Source organism: Vibrio sp. V04_P4A5T148 (assembly GCF_963875605.1).
Taxonomy (GTDB): Bacteria; Pseudomonadota; Gammaproteobacteria; order Enterobacterales; family Vibrionaceae; genus Vibrio; species Vibrio anguillarum.
In genome coordinates this window covers 1-17,541 of record NZ_CAWNMS010000022.1, presented here as the reverse complement: position 1 = coordinate 17,541, position 17,541 = coordinate 1, and the positions used below count along the sequence as shown (strand labels likewise).

Genomic DNA, 17,541 nt, shown 5'->3' with positions numbered 1-17,541 from the left:
GTTACGTTCTAGGAAAATTATTTTTCTAGCGCTAGCCTACTTCGATCAAACATTTGATTAAAGTACATAACTATTTGTGACCCACCTCGTTTACATATTTATTTCTCATATGAATTCGACTTCAGTATTGTTATATTTCCAGAGTTTCATATTCAGTATGCAGTGACAAACAGACCGTTCAAAAAACGCAAGTAAGCCGAGATTGATACTGTTTAGCCATTCGGCGGTTGTGACTCTATTCGCTGCAGCATGCTTAATGTAATAGTCATGCCAATGGAGGCCCGAATGCAAATAGATGGACATCATACTCTAACTTACGTTATCGCTCGGTATGCGGGGATTGAGCATACCGACGCTGAAAAAGTAGCGTATTCGGCTCAATATGTAGATGAGGCCACAAATGATAAGCCAATCCATTTTGATAATGGTGCGATGTACGACCGTATTGTATCTGCTCACAAAATGCTCGACTATCGAAACACGCAAGAGCTTGCAAATCATAAGGTATGGATACCATTTCACTTTCTTCCAGGCAACCAAGGCTTTCCTTCAAACGTTAAACCAGATGGAAGGTTTATACATCGGCTAGTTTGCAAACCAGACAGCGCTGTTGCAAGAGATATGCTGAGAATGGTGGCAACACATTGGTATAAGCCCTACGGCGTTCATCTGATGGGGATTGCCATGCATGTTTATGCAGATACTTTCGCCCATCAAGGTTTTGCTGGGGTGATCCACGACTACAACAAAGTAGATAACCTCGAATCGTCCTCCAGCTCTCTGTTACAACGAATTAAAGATGATTTGTTTAGTGGTGGGGTATCTGCTGCTTCTCCTCTTGGCCATGGTGCGGCCCTATCTTTTCCTGATAGACCTTACACTTCTTGGAATTATCTAAATGGAGAAGGGGAACACGTAGTAAGAGACAATACCTTGATATTTCTACAAGCCGCGGATGCGATGTGCAAAGCATTGCAATGTTGGAAACATGGTGACGCCGAGATCAATATCGATAATCAACCAGGTTTGACCACGCAGCAGCGCTCTTTAATAGAACACGCTTTAACAACCATAGATGATGAAGATGGTGAAGCTCGCCATACCAAGTGGCTTGAGTGGCTGCGAGAAGGAAAATTTGGCTTTGCTGCAGTCGATTTGTCGTTTGACAAGGATGGAGAGAACAGTTGGAAGCAACAGGCGAGGGGGCAAGGTTTTACACAAGACGGTAAATTTGTTTATCGCTACTCGTCATCCTTTTTAAATTCAGACTGGAAACTCTTTCATGATGCGCTCAAAACCTATCGCATAGAAGTGATCAGAGATGTCCTACCTAAGTACGGGATTTGTATCGCTTAGTGCGTCCACTCCTTAATAGTAAAAGGGAAAATACATGACTAAATGGTTTAAAGTCTCCGCTGTTACAAGGTTGAGGTTTATCACAACGGCTTCGCTGGTAGTGATAGGCCTTAGTGGCTGTGCATCGAATGAATCGATTACAATGGTGGGAGAGTACGCCAAGCAATCTACAGAAGTTCAAGACGCGCTAATCGCTGTATATGAATCTGCCGATGACGCGCGCATTAACGCTGAACTGATGAAAGCAACACGGGATGGTGTCACTGGCTCAGACCTAAATATTTCTACCATCAACAATGCCGGTCAAGAGGCTCTACTCAAAAACTTGAATACATTTTCCCAGAGTATTTATCTGCTTGCGACCGACGATAGAAGCGAAGCTCTGGATAAATACTCGGAGAAGCTAAATTCGTCGTTGGTATCTCTATCCCGGATGCCCCAAGTCGGAGAGATTGATGTAAACGACGTTGAATTACTCTCAACTAGCGTGAATGCAATCGCGCGTGCTTATACGGAGAAAAAGCGTTATGACCTATTAAAGAAAATCGTCATTGATTCAGAGAATATAGTTCAAAGCGCATTTAAATCATTAGAGGGTGAATTGGACTCTTGGAAGAAAGCGACAAGGATTTCTTTGGAAAAAGAACTGCGTATTCGCCTGTATCTACTCAACAACCCCAATCGCTGTGAAACCAGTGACAACATACGCTGTGTGACGTTCTATCATTCACTTGAAGAGCGAGCTGATGCTTACAAGAAAGCTTATGAGATCAGAGTACGTATAAACGAGCTAGATGCGAAGTTTGCAAAACTTGAACGTGCCTTAGTGGATATTCAAAAGTTGAACCAATCGATAGTCATATCTTTAAAAAATGATGACGACTTAACGAAGGACGCGGCCAAGAAAGCGCTCAAATCTACTAAGACACAGATCGATGCGATCAAAGAGTTTCGCGATAGCCTAGAGGACTAACTAATGGACCATAGCCACAACACTGTATACGCTGAATTGGAAAGTATGTATGACGAACTTCAAAGCTACCTTGACTCCGTCATGTTAGATCCAGAAGATGAGCCGTTGTTACTACAATGCGAACAACTGGGTGACCAAATTTATGCCTACAATGTGGTCATACTAGAAAACAATTCGGTCACACTCGCTAAAGGACAAGGAAGTCTTAAGGAGCTTATCAATCAAGCGAAAGGAGCGAAGGAAGCTTTAAAGAGCGCGGAAGACAAGGTTAAAGTGCTAGCTCAGGTAGCTAATGCAATCGATAAGGTATTAGTACAGTTGGCTAAATTCTTATAAGCGTTTTCGTTTTTTGCATCTTAACACCTATGTAGTGGATGGATTTAATTAGCCACTCAATTAGAGGTTTTGCAATACTTTGTGTATTTAATTAAATGCTAATTTAGTCAAATCGCTGAGAAAGTTCTGTCCAGAAACGTGTTTCAGCGGATGGTCAAGACTTTGTGATCATCGAGCGATTCTGTCGTACCTTAATTACCAAGCAACTTTGTCATATGTTAACTAGCGGCTGAATTTGTCGGTGAGGAGAGGGGATGTAGGGGTATTTCTCTGTAAGAAAGTTTCCTACATAAAAATTTGGTCTCGATACTGCGTATCACAAAAATATCAACTTATGGTTGTTTTGGTTGATATCAATATATGGTTGTTTTGTGGTTAAGTTACTGATTATAAATAATTATGAAATATCACTTTATGGTTGTTGATGCAACCATAATTAATCAGAGCCGCTTTTGCGGCTCTGATTAATTATGCCCCTCACTACGAAGAGTGTATCGCGCTGTTAAAAAGAAAATAATTGCCTAGCAAGAAAAAAGCCGCCAAAAATAGGCGGCTAAAAGTGTGCAAGCAAAGGTGCTGTTTAAGTCGAACCTGTCTTTCGCTACAAACAATAGACTGAAAAGGTGAGGTGCTCAACCCTGTCGTTCATGAAATTAGATTTGCAACAAGGTGTATATGTAATTGTTGCATGTATAACTTGCATGGGTTCATTAGATATTCAGCTAGAACCACTTGGGATAACTCAGGTCAAGGCTTGGCGAGTGTAGGTAGTAGACGGTTTATAATAGATTATGCAGTTTAAAATATCAGCCAGCACCGAAATGGTTTTGGTACTGGCTGAGTTTTTCTCTGGATGTTGGTGTCTTCAATTACGTCAAATAACCGTTCCACTCTTTGCTGTATGAGCATTGGGTACAACGTCTTTATTTAACCAATGGCTGATTACTTGCTGTAACGCATTTAATGACGTCGGTTTCTCTAAACGACCGTCCATCAGCTTGCTAATCATTTCTAGCTCACGTTCGCCAGATTCACCTGACAGCGCAATGATCGGAATCTGCGGAGAATGCGCCTTAATGATTTGGCTGGCTTCAAAACCATTCATAACTGGCATTTGAATATCCATCAAGATCAAATCGATGGAATTCGCTTTAAAGATTTCTACTGCATTTTCACCGTTGTTTGCCTGCAAGTTGTTAACACCAAGTTGGTTCAGATACATTTGAACTAGTGAGCGTTGTACTTCTTTATCGTCAACGATGAGCACAGTGGGTGCTTTGTTATTGATTAGAAATGACTTATCGATTGGTTGTATATCGTCAACGGTTCTTTGCTCTGTATTAGGTTTAGGTTGTTGCCAACTTTTGAAATCAGGAGTACGAAGCGAGTCGGCTTGGGGAGCATTGGGTACCATAGGAAAGTATAAGTGGAATTCAGTAAACTCCCCCAGTTTCGATTTGCATTCAACTCGGCCGCCAAAAGAGCGCATGACACGCTGGCAATAGCCGAGCCCCAGACCGCTGCCTCCGCTTTTTTGATAAGAGAAAAAGTCATCGAAAATCTTATAAGAAATGGCGTCGTCAATCCCCGGGCCTGTATCTCTGAAGATTAAAATATTTTCATAAGTACCGATTTGAGTTGTGATCTCAATTTGGCTATTTGGGTAGGAATCAAAATAATAAATTGCGTTACGAATCAAGTTGAAAATAACAAAGTTGAATAAGGTTTCATTAAGTTTTGCTACGAAGTCATCTTGTTGTGGTAAGTGAATTCGCTCAATTACTTTCTCGTTCTCAAAGCCATATTGACTGACCGCCTGATCAACGGCTTTGTGGATCGACGTCATCGTAATCGGTTCGTGTTCAGGTGAACTATCGCTGACCTCGCGCAAGATAATATCAATCAACTGCCGCCCACGTTGAATAGCCGCTTGGCCGTTCTCAATATCCTGTTTAATTTGTTGTGCGGGCGCTTGACTATCAATATGTTGCTTTAAAATTTCAAAATGTAATTGTACTTGAGCGAGCGGGTTACGCATTTCATGCGCAATTGAATTCGCTAATGCGCGACTTTGGCAGACACGTCTATCCGCTTCAATAATACTTTGTATTCGTGTTAGCAAGGTTTGAAGTGCAGCGATTTCTTCATTAGAAAACATCTGGTTATTGATTTTGTGTGGCGAGATTAATAAATGTGTGACCAATTTGCTGTGGCCAAACAGCGGCATAACCAACGCTGTATTGTTTGAGCTCATTTTGTCATAGAGGGCTTTGATCGAGTTTTTTGCCGCGGTTTTGTTGTCTAATTTTTCAAACAATTCATCAAACACTAGTGCGGTTTGTTTGGATGAAAGGTAACGTTCGTAGACGGTTTCGTTATAGTTACTATTAACGAACTGCAGCTTATCATCGGCGATGTACAATAACTGGCCTAAACGGCGCATCGCATCATCAATTGACCGCTTGAAATCGTCTTCCAAAGCGAGAATTTGCTCTACAGGAGTCTGCTGATTGCCGTAAATCAGTAAAGAGGCGTAACGGCTCAAGCGTTTGTAGAGTGGATTCCAAGTAATACCAATAAGTGCACAGAGTGGTATTGCAATCAGCCATTGGTTGCTGTCGGTGAGAGGGATGAAGATCGCGCCGAGCGGTATGAATAAAACCCCACATACTAACGCAGTATTGAGACACAGGTAAGCAAGGTATTTCACACTGTAGAAGCGTGAAGTGATAAGAGCATAGCCAACAAACATCATTTCGCTGATGGAGAGTGCCGGAGGCAGCCAAGTGAGTGAAAAGTTTTGAAGGAAAAAAGGCATTGCGACTTGCATTACGAGTGTTGAAAGCATGAATACCAAGATTCCTGCAATCATATAATTGGTTTTAGTCAATATGAGTTTACTGCTGTTGGCTCGTAAGGCGACTATGTTGGCTAAAGTAAGAGCAAGAAAGCTCATTAGTCCAATAAAAAAATACTTTGTATGAGGACCAAATTCGATAACGAACTGACTGGGACCCGTAATCTCGACATGTTTTATGGTCAAATCAGGAAGGAAATTAATATAAAGGGAATAAAACGTCAGGATAATAAAGAATGTTTGTTGCCATAAGCGTACCTTATTTTTGAGCTGATCGGGTAATAGTCGGTAAGAAAAGTAACATGCAAAGGCAAACGCAGAAAAAGAAGCGAGGTTGGCAAGTTTGGCCATAAATACGGCCGATGAAGCTCCAAGAATAGGCAATAAATCAGTATGAAAGTAGGCATTACTGCTGATCCACGCAACGATACATATCGAATATGCTATGTAGGGTAGGTGATGTGTCCCCCAGATCACTTCATTTTTTTGTTTAAGACGATAACAATAGTAGGTTAGCCAGACTAGTACCATAGCTACCGCTGTGATAAGCGTTATTGCCTTAGGATAGAGAATTGGCTCTAAGCTGAAATTAAGCATACTCTTCCTTTTTGATTAAATCGTACTTTCTGCTTTGAGAAACCGCATGTTTATAGTCACGAAAATCGGCATTACTGAAGACGCGGTTCATTGATTCGAAATTCCAGAAACCACGATAAGTTTTTACTCCGTCGTTATTCAGATCGCAATATCCACAATGGAAGTACGCTTTCGGGTTAATAGCTTGATAAAAACTGAGCATGAAGGGTTGTTCGATAATGGTGAAACCGATTTTGTATCCTACCTGATGCATTACTTGCATGAATTTTTTTTGAGCAAGATAGAGAAAATAGAGCTTTTGCTGAGCGTTACCACTGACGGTTAAACGCAGCACTTCACAGACCGCTCGCTTATCAGCCAATTGTAGCTGGAATTGCTGATCGAATTCTGGGAGAGAGTCGCATTTCGACAGTGCTGGTTTGAAAAGCTGTAATTCCATCAAAACATCGTAACTATGATCGGGTAAGCAGAACTGCCACTGCTTATTACTGAACTGTGGCACATAGCTGAGCCAAGTCTGATTTACTGACCAATCTTGTACCAACATTGAAGCGACCAGTGTGGGAGATGCTTCGTTATTAGGATGCTTGAGTAAAACAAAGTGCTTCCCTTTTTGTGATAAGGACAATAAAGGCAGCATCTCGTACCACTTTTCGCCTTTAATAAATAGCTCAAGATTGCTCAAGGTGATCGCATCTTTGATGGGCACTTTTTGCGGGTGACTGGGCGTTGTGACCCAAAGTTCAGAATCCTCTATCTGGTCGATCAAAAAACCACGGTAAGCACAGTCTTTAAGTGGCAGTTCGATACGAGGAGGAGCATCTGCTTCGATAGGGAATAGTGTTTTTATAGCCGCAATTTCGCATTCACACCAGAAATCTAGCCAATGCGAATAACACTCGCTGACGGCTTGCTCAAGATGTGCTATCTCTTCATCTAATGTATTCGGATAGCGCCGGATGAGCTCTCGGTAGTCCATCAATTCAAACAGTACTGAGAAGCTTTTATTGTGATGTTCAGGAAATAGGTTGAGTAATTGGTTTTTGCGGTGATCTGTAACGGCGCGGAAAAGATCAGCCCGTTGCTGTGGTTGATAAGTATTGATGACGAACTCTACCAGAGCCCGCTGTTTTTTTTCAATAGGCAGACTGCTTGTCAGCCGTGAGCCTAAAGATGATATTATTTTCATAGAGTTAACCTAGCCTAGGTTTATTTAATTATTTTTTATTAGTTTTATTAGATAGGCTCCAGTAAATGAGACTTTGATTTAGGAGGGTATTTGGCGTCACGTCAGTTAGTAGCAGTAACCGCGATTTTATTTGTACCTAACATCCTAAGTACCAGTTGCATATCCGCAGCAAGTTTACTACTTGCACTTACCCTCCACAACAGCGTTTTATAATAAAAGCCTTCCGAAGAAGGCTTTATCTATATGGTTAATTTATCAATTATTATCGTATCAATAGCATCGGTACGCTTGATTCGGCTAAGAGCCGAGTGGTGTTACTGCCAACAAAAAACTGACGAAGTTTAGAGTGTCCAAACGCGCCCATGACGATCATGCCAAGTTGGTTTTGTTGTTGGTACTGAAGAATCGCCTTATGAACTTCGCCAGATAAGCACGCTTCCACAACGTGAATACCGTGTTCACACAATTTTTCGGCGGCAGCTTTAAACGCGATCGCTTTATCGTGGTTATCTTCCACCATCACCAAATGGCACTCCAGCCCTTTTAGCAGCGGTGTTTTAATGGCTTTATCCACTAGTTTTTGGCTAATTTCACTGCCATCAAAGGCTAATAGATAGCTTTGTGGTGGTGTAAAATCACCCGTTGCCACTAAGGTGTGCGACTTCATTGTACGCACGATACTCTCTAATTGAGATCCAACAGCCATGGCGTCGTTTTGGTGCACTTCACCTGATTTACCGACCACCAATACACGAATTTCGTTTTCAAGATCAAGCAAAGTCTCCAGCAGGTTGCCGTGCTTTTGCAGTTTATGCACATCTTGTAAACCTTGTTCATGAGCTTTGGTTTCTAGCTCATTGAGTAACGCTTTACCGTGCCTTAAGGCCAGTTTAGAACGCTTTTCGTCTAGTTCAATAAGCTCTTTCAGTAGCTGTTCTCGGCTGCCTAAACCGATGTTACCAGACAGCTCACTTTCGGTTTGATTGGCCGCTTTATCAAGTACGTGCAGTAAGGTTAACGGTGCTTGTAAGCTTTTGGCGGCCCACACGCTTAAATTGGCGACCGACTGTGAATAAATCGATCCATCGATGCAAGCAATAATATTGGTCATAATCTGTTCCTTAATGTCCGCCCATCAGCTTTTCAACTTCTTCTGGCTTACCATGCACGCCGAATTTATCGACAATCGTTGCTGTTGCTTCATTCATACCGATGATGTTTACATCGGTCCCTTCGCGTCGGAATTTGATAACAGCACGATCTAGCGAAGAAACCGAAGTAATATCCCAAAAGTGCGCTGCAGAGAGGTCGATAGTGACACGCTCTAAGACCTCTTTGAAGTCAAACGCGTTCATAAATTGATCTGACGAAGCAAAGAAGACTTGCCCAACAACACGATAGGTACGCTCTTCTCCATTTTCAGAGAGTTCACTTTTAACCACCATGAAGCGGCCAATTTTGTTAGCAAAGAAAAGAGAAGCAAGCAGCACGCCGACACCGACACCGATCGCTAAGTTATGGGTTGCAACCACAACAACAACGGTCGCGATCATCACGATGCTGGTAGAAAGTGGGTGAGTTTTGAGATCCTTTACCGAACTCCAAGAGAAGGTTCCAATGGAAACCATGATCATTACCGCCACTAAAGCCGCCATCGGGATGAGCTTGAGCCAATCACTTAAAAACACCACCATGATGATCAGTAGAATACCGGCGCAAAAAGTAGAGAGCCTGCCGCGTCCGCCAGATTTAATGTTGATGATCGATTGACCAATCATCGCACAACCAGCCATGCCTCCAAGAAAGCCGGTGGCAATGTTGGCGATACCTTGGCCTTTACATTCACGATTTTTATCACTGCTGGTGTCGGTTAAATCATCAACAATAGTTGCTGTCATCATTGATTCTAATAAACCGACAACGGCCAATCCGGCTGAATAAGGAAATATAATCCATAAGGTTTCAAGGTTGAGCGGAACATCTGGCCATAAAAATATCGGCAAAGTATCTGGTAATTCACCCATATCGCCCACAGTGCGAATATCAATGCCAAAGCTGATAGCAATCAGAGTTAAGGCGATAATGCACACTAATGGCGAAGGTAGCAATTTGCCAACCACAGGAACGTAAGGGAACAGGTAGATAATCGCCAGCCCACCGAGTGTCATGGCGTAAACATGCCATGTTACATTGGTCAGCTCTGGTAATTGCGCCATAAAAATCAGAATCGCCAGCGCGTTCACAAACCCCGTCACGACCGAACGTGATACAAAACGCATCAAATCGCCCAGTTTGAGGTAACCGGCCAGTATTTGTAGAACCCCGGTCAAAACAGTGGCTGCCAGTAGATATTGCAAGCCATGCTCTTTGACTAAAGTGACCATCAACAGCGCCATTGCACCAGTGGCTGCTGAGATCATGCCGGGACGTCCACCGACAATTGAAATGATCACGGCAATACTGAATGAAGCGTAAAGGCCGATTTTAGGGTCTACACCCGCGATGATAGAAAAGGCTATTGCCTCAGGAACTAATGCTAACGCAACGACAGTGCCAGCTAGAACATCCCCTCGCACATTGGAAAACCAATCGCGCTTAATATTTTGTAGCATACTTAATCTCTAAAAAATGAAATAAAAAGGTGAGTTGTGAGAGGTAAAGATCAATCTAGGGCGGCGTAAGCAGCATTCGCAACATCTCTTGGTTGATTTTGAAAATGTGATCCTAATCATTGATGTGGTGTAGGTCAACCAAACGATCACTATTTGTATTGCAGTCGCGTTATCACGCTGTTTTTCAAGCGCTGCCGGTCGTACGCGAGGATAGTTCTGGTGTTTGACTTTTATTCTTTTGCTCCTTACACTTGAACACATTCGATATTCCATATGTATTGTTTATGTGCCGCAGTTTATCTTTTTATAAATCCTTGTCTGAAGAGACGAGGCTTAAATCCTTGCTGTTGATGAAGCACAAAGGGCAGTTGTGTGTGTGTGATTTAATGAATGCGTTGCAATTAAGTCAGCCTAAGGTGTCACGCCATTTAGCAGAACTGAGAAAAAATGAATTAGTGATTGATGAGCGGCGCGGCAAGTGGGTGTACTACCAAATTAATCCTGAGCTGGAAAGTTGGATGGTGCAGATATTGGACATCACGCTGAGCCACAATGCTGCATTGATTGCGCAAGAGCTAACGCGCATTGCTCACCCATCTTGCCAAAGTGAATGAAATTTTAGCGTTGCTATTTCGCCATGGCTGTAAGTATAAAGTTGTGCGCGGCTCCCTTTTAGACTTACCGAGAGATGTGATGTATGAGTGAATTACCTGTCTGCGCAGAAGCCTCTGCAGCAGAAAAAATGAGTTTTCTCGATCGTTATTTAACCTTGTGGATTTTCCTTGCGATGGGGTTAGGGGTAGCGATCGGTGTCTTCTTTCCGCAAGTAGCGCAATGGAATGAAAATATGTCGGTCGGTTCGACCAATATTCCGCTGGCGATCGGTTTGATTTTGATGATGTATCCACCGCTGGCAAAAGTGAATTACAGCCTGCTAGGTGAAGTGACTCGTGATAAACGCGCCATCACACTCTCTTTAGTGATGAACTGGATTGTCGGGCCTATTTTAATGTTTGCGCTGGCGATCATTTTCTTACGCGATTATCCGGGTTATATGGTCGGACTGATCCTAATTGGTCTGGCGCGCTGTATCGCAATGGTGCTGGTATGGAATGATATTAGTGGCGGTAATAAAGAGTACGGCGCAGCGCTGGTGGCGCTCAATAGCGCATTCCAAATCGTCACCTACAGTTTTATGGCGTGGCTATTTATTACTGTTTTGCCGCCGTATTTTGGGCTAGAGAGCTTTGTAGTTGATATTACCATTCTCGATATCGCCGAAAGTGTACTGATTTATTTAGGCATCCCATTTTTAGCTGGCTTTTTGAGCCGCAAATGGTTGGTGGCCGCGAAAGGTGAGCAATGGTACAACGAGGAGTTTATTCCGCGTATTTCACCGATTACGCTGGTGGCACTACTAGCGACGATAGTTTTGATGTTCAGCCTGAAAGGCGAGATGATCATTGAGCTGCCGATGGACGTGATACGCGTTGCGATACCTTTGGTGATTTACTTCTTGGTGATGTTTTTTGTCAGCTTTTTCATTGGTAAAAAACTGGGCATTCCTTACGATCAAAATGCCTCAATTGCTTTTACCTCATCAGGCAACAACTTTGAACTGGCGATTGCGGTCTCCATTGCTGTGTTCGGTTTAAATTCCGATCAAGCATTTGCGGGTGTGATTGGGCCCTTGGTTGAAGTGCCGGTGTTGATTGCCTTGGTCAACGTCGCGCTGCGCATGAAAAAGAAATATTATGCCATTCATCCTAGTGATAAACCGCATAATGCTTAAGGCAGAATGGGGACGTAACGGATTTAAACACCGGATTGGTCTTCCGAAAAAAATCAAAGGCTGCGAATTTGCAGCCTTTTTACCAATGAGCAATATCATTACGAACGGGTTTTCTGACTCGCTAAAAGATCGGCAATCGCTTGATCTTTTTGGTGGCGCACATCTAAGCCAGTGACAAAATAAATCGTGTACTCACAAACGTTGCGCGCGTGATCGCCAATCCGTTCGACCGCGCGACCTATCCACGTGATCTCCAAAATGGTTTGATAGTGAGTGCCTTGCACCAGCATATCTTTATCATTTTGACGCAAAATATCGCCGTAGCTGTTGTCGATTTGTTTATCTAACATTGCTGCTTCTAGCGCATCGTGTGCATTGAGATCGTGAAAAGCGTTCATCGATTTTTGCAGCATATTGATCACGTTCGCGTTAATTGTTTCAAACGCATCTTCTTGTAATTCAATGCCATCAAAATAGTCTTTGTCACCCGGATGGTGCTCCTTTAAACGCAACACAGCATGGGCGATCCGTTTAGATTGATCGCCAATTCGTTCAAGATCCATTATCGCTTTCATGATCGAAAACACCGCACGTAAATCGCGGGCTGCGGGTTGGCGTTTGACTAAAATATCAATGCAGCGTTGATCAATGGCCAGTTCTAACAAATTGATATTATGATCGTGTTCAATTACTTGCTTGGCCAGTTCGGTATTGCCTGTCATAAACGCATCGAGTGCGTCCCGCACCTGTACGATGACTAAATCACCCATATTCACCACGCTATCCACAATAGAGCGCATTTCGCTATTGTAGCTATGAGAGGTGTGCCCATCGACACCATGAGTTGTCATAAAGTTCTCCTAAAACAGTCGTTAACCGAAACGGCCAGTAATGTAATCTTCAGTGCGGCTATCACGTGGGTTGGTGAACAACTCACGTGTTTCGCTCAGTTCAACCAAGTTACCTAAGTGGAAGAAGGCGGTTTTATCTGAAACGCGCGCCGCTTGCTGCATGTTGTGTGTCACCATCGCAATGGTGTAGCTGCCTTTGAGCTCATCAATCAGATCTTCAATGATCGAGGTCGCGATAGGGTCAAGCGCCGAACAAGGCTCATCCATCAAAATCACTTCAGGGTTAACCGCAATCGCACGAGCAATACACAAACGCTGTTGCTGCCCACCAGATAGCCCGGTGCCCGGTGCTGATAAGCGATCTTTGACTTCTTTCCACAAGCCAGCGCGGCGTAAGCTGGTTTCGACGACTTCGTCTAAATCGGATTTGTTATCCACTAGGCCATGTAATTTAGGGCCATAGGCGATATTGTCATAAATCGATTTTGGAAAAGGATTAGGCTTTTGGAACACCATGCCAACTTGAGCGCGCAGTTGCACCACATCTAAGCTAGGGTGATAAATATCTTGCCCATCCAAGGTAACTGAACCTTCAACACGAGCCGTGTCGATGGTGTCGTTCATACGATTTAAACAGCGTAAAAAGGTCGATTTACCGCAACCTGAAGGGCCGATAAAGGCGACCACTTCATGCTCAATGATATCCATATTGATGCCGTGTAGCGCCTTGGTTTCACCATAGAAAACTTTCACATCACGCGCGGCCATTTTAATTTGTGTGGCTTGGGCGGCTTCTTTAGCTGTGCTCTTTACCTGTGGTATCTCAAGGGAGTGTTTGTTCATAATAGCTTCACTTATCATCTTTATTACCACCGAGTTTCAAAGCGTCGACGCAACCAAATCGCCAGCGCGTTTAAGCTAATCATTAATGCTAACAATACGGTGATTGCAGCAGACGTTCTTGCTTCAAAAAAGTTACGCAGTTCGTTACCTTGCCAGAGGAAAATCTGCACTGGTAGCGCGGTTGATTGATCGAGCGGTGTCGCAGGTACGCTGGCGACAAATGAGCTCATGCCAATCAAGAGCAGTGGCGCAGTTTCACCTAATGCTTGGGCGATACCCAAAATGGCCCCAGTCAAAATGCCCGGTAGTGCCAAAGGTAATACGTGATGGAAAACGGCTTGAGTTTTGGACGCGCCGATACCCAGAGCTGCTTGGCGAATGGATGGCGGAATGGCTTTTAGAGTTGAACGCGTTGCAATGATCACCGTCGGCAACGTCATGAGGGTTAGCACCAAGCCGCCGACAAATGGTGCCGAAAGCGGTAACTTAAACCACAAAATAAACACTGAAGCCCCCAGTAAACCAAACACGATAGAGGGCACTGCCGCCAGGTTGTTGATGTTCACTTCAATCAAATCGGTGAGTTTATTTTTGGGTGCAAACTCTTCCAGATAAATCGCTGATGCGACGCCAATCGGAACGGCTAAGACCATCACAATTAACATCATAAACACCGAGCCCATAAAAGCGCCGGCCAAACCAGCCGAAGCTAATGAGCTGCGAGAATCGACGTTCATAAACAATGCAGTACTGAACTTGTTTTGGATAACGCCACGCTCAGCAAGCTCATCGGCCCATGCGCGGGTACGAGCACTCAACTGCTGACGAGAGTCGGGGAGGTCACGGTCGATGTTGCCTTTCAACCACACATCGACGTTGGCTTCCGCCAGTAAATCAAGACGTAAGGTTTGGCCGACCAGTGAAGGATCATTGACTATCATATCGCGTAAAGCAAAACGCTCGCCGCTGGTGATCAATTTGATCGCATCACGCTGGTAGCGAGTCACTTCAGGGATTTCATTAGCCAAACTGTTGACAATAATACGGTTGAAATTAACCATGCCAACACTGCTTTGCCATGTCAGCATGCGCTGTCTGAATTGTGCCGGGCTCTCATCGCTTTGCTGGATGGGCTTAGGATCAATTTTCACCACATCTGGGTCAAAATAGACATCTAATGTCACGGTGGCTTGCCAAAATGCCGGAATGCCTTTGGAAAGAATCGAAGTAAATAGTATCGCCACAAAACTTAACGCTAAGGCAACCGCGCCAATACCGAAAGCTCTAAAGCGGCGTTCACTGTTGTGACGTTTTTTCAGCGAGCGAGCAATGCGCTGCTTGGTTTCGTCACGCCGTGCTAAGATGTTATCCTTTGAAAGGTTAGAAGTACTCATGGTGTTTTCCATAGTGTTACTCATACTGTTCGCGGTACTTACGCACGATAACGAGCGCGATCACATTAAGGCATAGCGTGATCACAAACAGGGTTAAACCAAGTGCAAAGGCCACTAAGGATTGTGGGCTAGCAAAATCGGTATCGCCGGTCAGTTGGTTGACGATGGTAACCGTCATGGTAGAGACTGCTTCGAATGGTTTGGCGGTCAATACTGGGCTGTTTCCGGCAGCGAGAACCACAATCATGGTTTCACCAATCGCACGGCTGGCGGCGAGCAAAATAGCGCCAGTGACACCGGGTAGCGCGGCGGGTAGAACCACTTTGCGAATGGTCTCTGATTTGGTTGCGCCAAGGCCAAGCGAGCCATCTCTTAGTGTTTTGGGCACTTGAGTAAGAATGTCGTCGGATAGAGAGGAAATAAAGGGAATCACCATTAAGCCCATCACAATCCCCGCTGTTAGAGCGGAGGTGGCACGAATATCGATATGGAGCCACTGTCCCAATTCGCTCAGAAAGGGACCTACGGTGATTAAAGCAAAAAAGCCGTAGACGATGGTGGGAATGCCTGCGAGCACTTCAATAATCGGTTTGGCTATCGAGCGAACGCGACTTGGCGCATATTCAGCCAGATAAATGGCGCACATCAGGCCAATAGGAATAGCGACGATTAAGGCAATCAACGCGATTAAAAAGGTTCCTGCTAGTAATGGCAACATACCAAAGCCGGTTTGGTTCTCTGTTCCTACGGTTGAGAAACGTGGGTTCCAAGTCGTACCGAAGAAAAATTCGCTCGGGCTAACAAAACTAAAGAAACGTAACGCTTCTCCAACCATAGAAAGAACAATGCCTACCGTGGTTAAAATCGCCACACCAGAACACAGAATCAGCAGTATATGCAGTGCACGTTCGACTGTGTTGCGTGCGCGAAGATCAGGGCGAATTTGTCGAGTGCTGAAGACTAATCCGGCCGCGGCAACCGTTGCCATCAAACCAGTGAGTAATAAATAGCTGCGTTGTTCTAACTGCTTTAAGTAGTCTGCGGTGGTAATTTCTTGAGGAGAAAAGCTATCGAGTACAGCGAAACCGCTGGCGATATTATGCAGTTTATTCATCAGTACGTGAGCACCCTCCACGGCCGTTGGCTGCAGATCCGTAGGAAGGCTATCAACTACCATTTGCTGAATCAGTATGGGAGAACATAGGCTCCATACGATCCAAATTAACAAAGCAGGAACCACACACCAAAGTAGGGTTAGCATGCCGTGATAAACAGGGCGAGAGTGTAAACGCTGAGTTCCAGCATTGGTTGATGCTACTTTTTTACTGCGCGTCAGCCCTAAGTGGTAAGCCAGTGTCATTACCGCCAGTAGTACCACCATCAGCATCAGATTATTCATTGTTATTCTTACCTTATTAAAGCGTTAGCTTGAGCCGAAAACACTGGCCCAAGCTAATCAGAGAGCCTTAAAGGAGTTTGCGATTTTTAATGTTTTGCGACACCTGGGCGCGCTCTTTATCATCCATTGGGATAAGGCCTGCCGCTTCAAGTTGGCTACCCGTTGCGCCCATTTGTTCGCTCACAAAAAACTGTGCGTATTCGAGGATTCCCGGTACTACACCGACATGAGCATTCTTGATGTAGAAGAACAGTGGTCGAGAAACTGGGTATTGTCCGCTGCCAATGGTATCTAAGCTTGGTGTCACGCCGTTAACGGTCGCCACTTTCAAGCGGTCACGGTTTTGGTCGTAGAAGCTTAGGCCAAATACACCAAGTGCATTTTTCTGAGCATCAAGACGAGCGAGGGTTTCGGTATAATCGCCAGCGACTTCAACTACGCGGCCATCGGTGCGAATCGCATTACAGAAGTTGCCTTTGGCTTTTTTGTCCATCGCTTTGACTTCGGCAAAAGTCTCACAACCTGGGTGAACGACTTTCTCTTCGTACACTTCACGCGTGCCGTGGTTAGAGCCAGGGATCACAAGCAGAATTTCTTGGTCAGGAAGAGATGCGTCAATTTGCTTCCAATTGGTGTAAGGGTTTGAAACCATTTTGCCGTTCTGTGGAATTTGTGCTGCACCCGCTTTAAACACATGCTCTGGCTTAAGGGCAAAAGTGCCACTGTCGGAACGAGAAGCGAACACGATGCCGTCATAGCCGACTTTGACTTCAATGATTTCTGTCACACCATTGGCGCGGCAGCTTTCAACTTCAGAAGATTTAATTGCGCGTGATGCGTTGGCGATGTCAATTGTATTAACACCGACACCTTGACAGAACTGACGTAAACCGCCACTTGAACCACCTGAACCGACCACTGGCGTGTTAAATTGTGGGAAGGTTTGGCCGAACTCTTCTGCAACGATAGAAGAAAATGGCAAAACGGTTGAAGAGCCAGCGATTTGGATCGTATCACGTGCCATTGCTTGGGCAGAGATCGCGGTTGCGATGGTTGAAGCAAGCAAAAGCGCATTGCGTCCGAACTTCATAATATTTCCCTCATTAAATTTCATAACCGTAGACTGTTTTGAAAAGTCTTCCGTAAGCAGCTTTGTATTGTTTAGCTGAGGTGAATTTTGAGAGGGCAATGTGACAATAAAATAGACTTTATGTGACAAATTTATGACTGGTCGGGCTTTTTTTGTTTTATAAGTAGATTGTTTTTATTAAAAATCAGCAGGATATATTTATTTATTCAGTAATTATGGGGTGATTGAATGTTTAACGGTGTGAAATATTTG

The 17,541-nt window shown here is 44.2% G+C and carries 14 protein-coding genes; 5 read left to right on the top strand and 9 right to left on the bottom strand.

Translation table 11 applies throughout. The annotated features are described in order from the left end of the window. The first annotated feature begins 285 nt into the window (after positions 1–285). The 3 genes from AACT18_RS02725 to AACT18_RS02715 are packed head-to-tail and all read left to right on the top strand — an operon-like array spanning position 286 to position 2,665. On the top strand, positions 286–1,356 hold the full coding sequence (locus AACT18_RS02725; RefSeq protein ID WP_094124121.1) for a DUF6765 family protein: 1,071 nt from the start codon (positions 286–288) through the stop codon (positions 1,354–1,356). A gap of 34 nt (positions 1,357–1,390) precedes the next feature. Further along, entirely contained in the window at positions 1,391–2,329 is a 939-nt protein-coding gene (locus AACT18_RS02720) for a hypothetical protein (protein WP_094124122.1), read from the top strand. A 3-nt stretch (positions 2,330–2,332) separates the two neighbouring features. Next, complete coding sequence (locus AACT18_RS02715) at positions 2,333–2,665, top strand: hypothetical protein (protein ID WP_017046104.1); 333 nt, start codon at positions 2,333–2,335, stop codon at positions 2,663–2,665. Positions 2,666–3,539: 874 nt separating this feature from the next. On the opposite strand, the gene luxN is transcribed toward AACT18_RS02715, so the two are convergent. From luxN to AACT18_RS02695, 4 genes are all read right to left on the bottom strand, one after another. After that, positions 3,540–6,119: a quorum-sensing autoinducer 1 sensor kinase/phosphatase LuxN gene (gene luxN, locus AACT18_RS02710; RefSeq protein ID WP_094144269.1), complete on the bottom strand. Its 2,580-nt coding sequence runs from the start codon at positions 6,117–6,119 to the stop codon at positions 3,540–3,542. Next, a complete protein-coding gene (locus AACT18_RS02705) occupies positions 6,112–7,308 on the bottom strand; it encodes an acyl-homoserine-lactone synthase (RefSeq protein ID WP_094125229.1) in 1,197 nt (398 codons plus the stop codon). The genes luxN and AACT18_RS02705 overlap by 8 nt, the downstream gene beginning before the upstream one ends. 262 nt (positions 7,309–7,570) lie before the next feature. Continuing rightward, a complete protein-coding gene (locus tag AACT18_RS02700; protein ID WP_017046034.1) occupies positions 7,571–8,419 on the bottom strand; it encodes a universal stress protein in 849 nt (282 codons plus the stop codon). A gap of 10 nt (positions 8,420–8,429) precedes the next feature. Continuing rightward, a complete protein-coding gene (locus AACT18_RS02695) occupies positions 8,430–9,920 on the bottom strand; it encodes a SulP family inorganic anion transporter (protein WP_017048956.1) in 1,491 nt (496 codons plus the stop codon). A 284-nt stretch (positions 9,921–10,204) separates the two neighbouring features. Here AACT18_RS02695 and AACT18_RS02690 point away from each other — a divergent pair, with 284 nt between their 5' ends. Together AACT18_RS02690 and arsB are read left to right on the top strand one after the other, a co-directional pair. Further along, positions 10,205–10,534, top strand: coding sequence for a metalloregulator ArsR/SmtB family transcription factor (locus AACT18_RS02690; RefSeq protein WP_017044464.1), 330 nt, complete (start codon positions 10,205–10,207; stop codon positions 10,532–10,534). Positions 10,535–10,617: 83 nt separating this feature from the next. Next, positions 10,618–11,712, top strand: coding sequence for an ACR3 family arsenite efflux transporter (arsB, locus tag AACT18_RS02685; protein WP_094125228.1), 1,095 nt, complete (start codon positions 10,618–10,620; stop codon positions 11,710–11,712). Positions 11,713–11,810: 98 nt separating this feature from the next. Here the strand turns inward: arsB and phoU are convergent, their stop codons facing one another. The 5 genes from phoU to AACT18_RS02660 all read right to left on the bottom strand — a co-directional run bounded on the left by phoU (position 11,811) and on the right by AACT18_RS02660 (position 17,289). Next, on the bottom strand, positions 11,811–12,563 hold the full coding sequence (gene phoU, locus AACT18_RS02680) for a phosphate signaling complex protein PhoU (RefSeq protein WP_017044462.1): 753 nt from the start codon (positions 12,561–12,563) through the stop codon (positions 11,811–11,813). A 21-nt stretch (positions 12,564–12,584) separates the two neighbouring features. Next, on the bottom strand, positions 12,585–13,331 hold the full coding sequence (gene pstB / locus AACT18_RS02675; RefSeq protein WP_237666673.1) for a phosphate ABC transporter ATP-binding protein PstB: 747 nt from the start codon (positions 13,329–13,331) through the stop codon (positions 12,585–12,587). A 98-nt stretch (positions 13,332–13,429) separates the two neighbouring features. Then, positions 13,430–14,800: a phosphate ABC transporter permease PstA gene (gene pstA / locus AACT18_RS02670; protein ID WP_176428324.1), complete on the bottom strand. Its 1,371-nt coding sequence runs from the start codon at positions 14,798–14,800 to the stop codon at positions 13,430–13,432. 16 nt (positions 14,801–14,816) lie between these two features. Further along, complete coding sequence (pstC, locus tag AACT18_RS02665) at positions 14,817–16,199, bottom strand: phosphate ABC transporter permease subunit PstC (RefSeq protein WP_094125226.1); 1,383 nt, start codon at positions 16,197–16,199, stop codon at positions 14,817–14,819. Between the two features lie 67 nt (positions 16,200–16,266). Continuing rightward, positions 16,267–17,289 (bottom strand): substrate-binding domain-containing protein, encoded by a 1,023-nt coding sequence (locus AACT18_RS02660; RefSeq protein ID WP_094125231.1) that lies wholly within the window; start codon positions 17,287–17,289, stop codon positions 16,267–16,269. Positions 17,290–17,541: the final 252 nt, after the last annotated feature.

What these genes read in the sequence shown, in the direction of transcription:
- AACT18_RS02725 (WP_094124121.1), top strand. Translation starts at nt 286, where the DNA reads ATGCAAATAGATGGACATCATACTCTAACTTACGTTATCGCTCGGTAT.
- AACT18_RS02720 (WP_094124122.1), top strand. Translation starts at nt 1,391, where the DNA reads ATGACTAAATGGTTTAAAGTCTCCGCTGTTACAAGGTTGAGGTTTATC.
- AACT18_RS02715 (WP_017046104.1), top strand. Translation starts at nt 2,333, where the DNA reads ATGGACCATAGCCACAACACTGTATACGCTGAATTGGAAAGTATGTAT.
- luxN (WP_094144269.1), bottom strand. Translation starts at nt 6,119, where the DNA reads ATGCTTAATTTCAGCTTAGAGCCAATTCTCTATCCTAAGGCAATAACG.
- AACT18_RS02705 (WP_094125229.1), bottom strand. Translation starts at nt 7,308, where the DNA reads ATGAAAATAATATCATCTTTAGGCTCACGGCTGACAAGCAGTCTGCCT.
- AACT18_RS02700 (WP_017046034.1), bottom strand. Translation starts at nt 8,419, where the DNA reads ATGACCAATATTATTGCTTGCATCGATGGATCGATTTATTCACAGTCG.
- AACT18_RS02695 (WP_017048956.1), bottom strand. Translation starts at nt 9,920, where the DNA reads ATGCTACAAAATATTAAGCGCGATTGGTTTTCCAATGTGCGAGGGGAT.
- AACT18_RS02690 (WP_017044464.1), top strand. Translation starts at nt 10,205, where the DNA reads ATGTGCCGCAGTTTATCTTTTTATAAATCCTTGTCTGAAGAGACGAGG.
- arsB (WP_094125228.1), top strand. Translation starts at nt 10,618, where the DNA reads ATGAGTGAATTACCTGTCTGCGCAGAAGCCTCTGCAGCAGAAAAAATG.
- phoU (WP_017044462.1), bottom strand. Translation starts at nt 12,563, where the DNA reads ATGACAACTCATGGTGTCGATGGGCACACCTCTCATAGCTACAATAGC.
- pstB (WP_237666673.1), bottom strand. Translation starts at nt 13,331, where the DNA reads ATGGCCGCGCGTGATGTGAAAGTTTTCTATGGTGAAACCAAGGCGCTA.
- pstA (WP_176428324.1), bottom strand. Translation starts at nt 14,800, where the DNA reads ATGAGTACTTCTAACCTTTCAAAGGATAACATCTTAGCACGGCGTGAC.
- pstC (WP_094125226.1), bottom strand. Translation starts at nt 16,199, where the DNA reads ATGAATAATCTGATGCTGATGGTGGTACTACTGGCGGTAATGACACTG.
- AACT18_RS02660 (WP_094125231.1), bottom strand. Translation starts at nt 17,289, where the DNA reads ATGAAGTTCGGACGCAATGCGCTTTTGCTTGCTTCAACCATCGCAACC.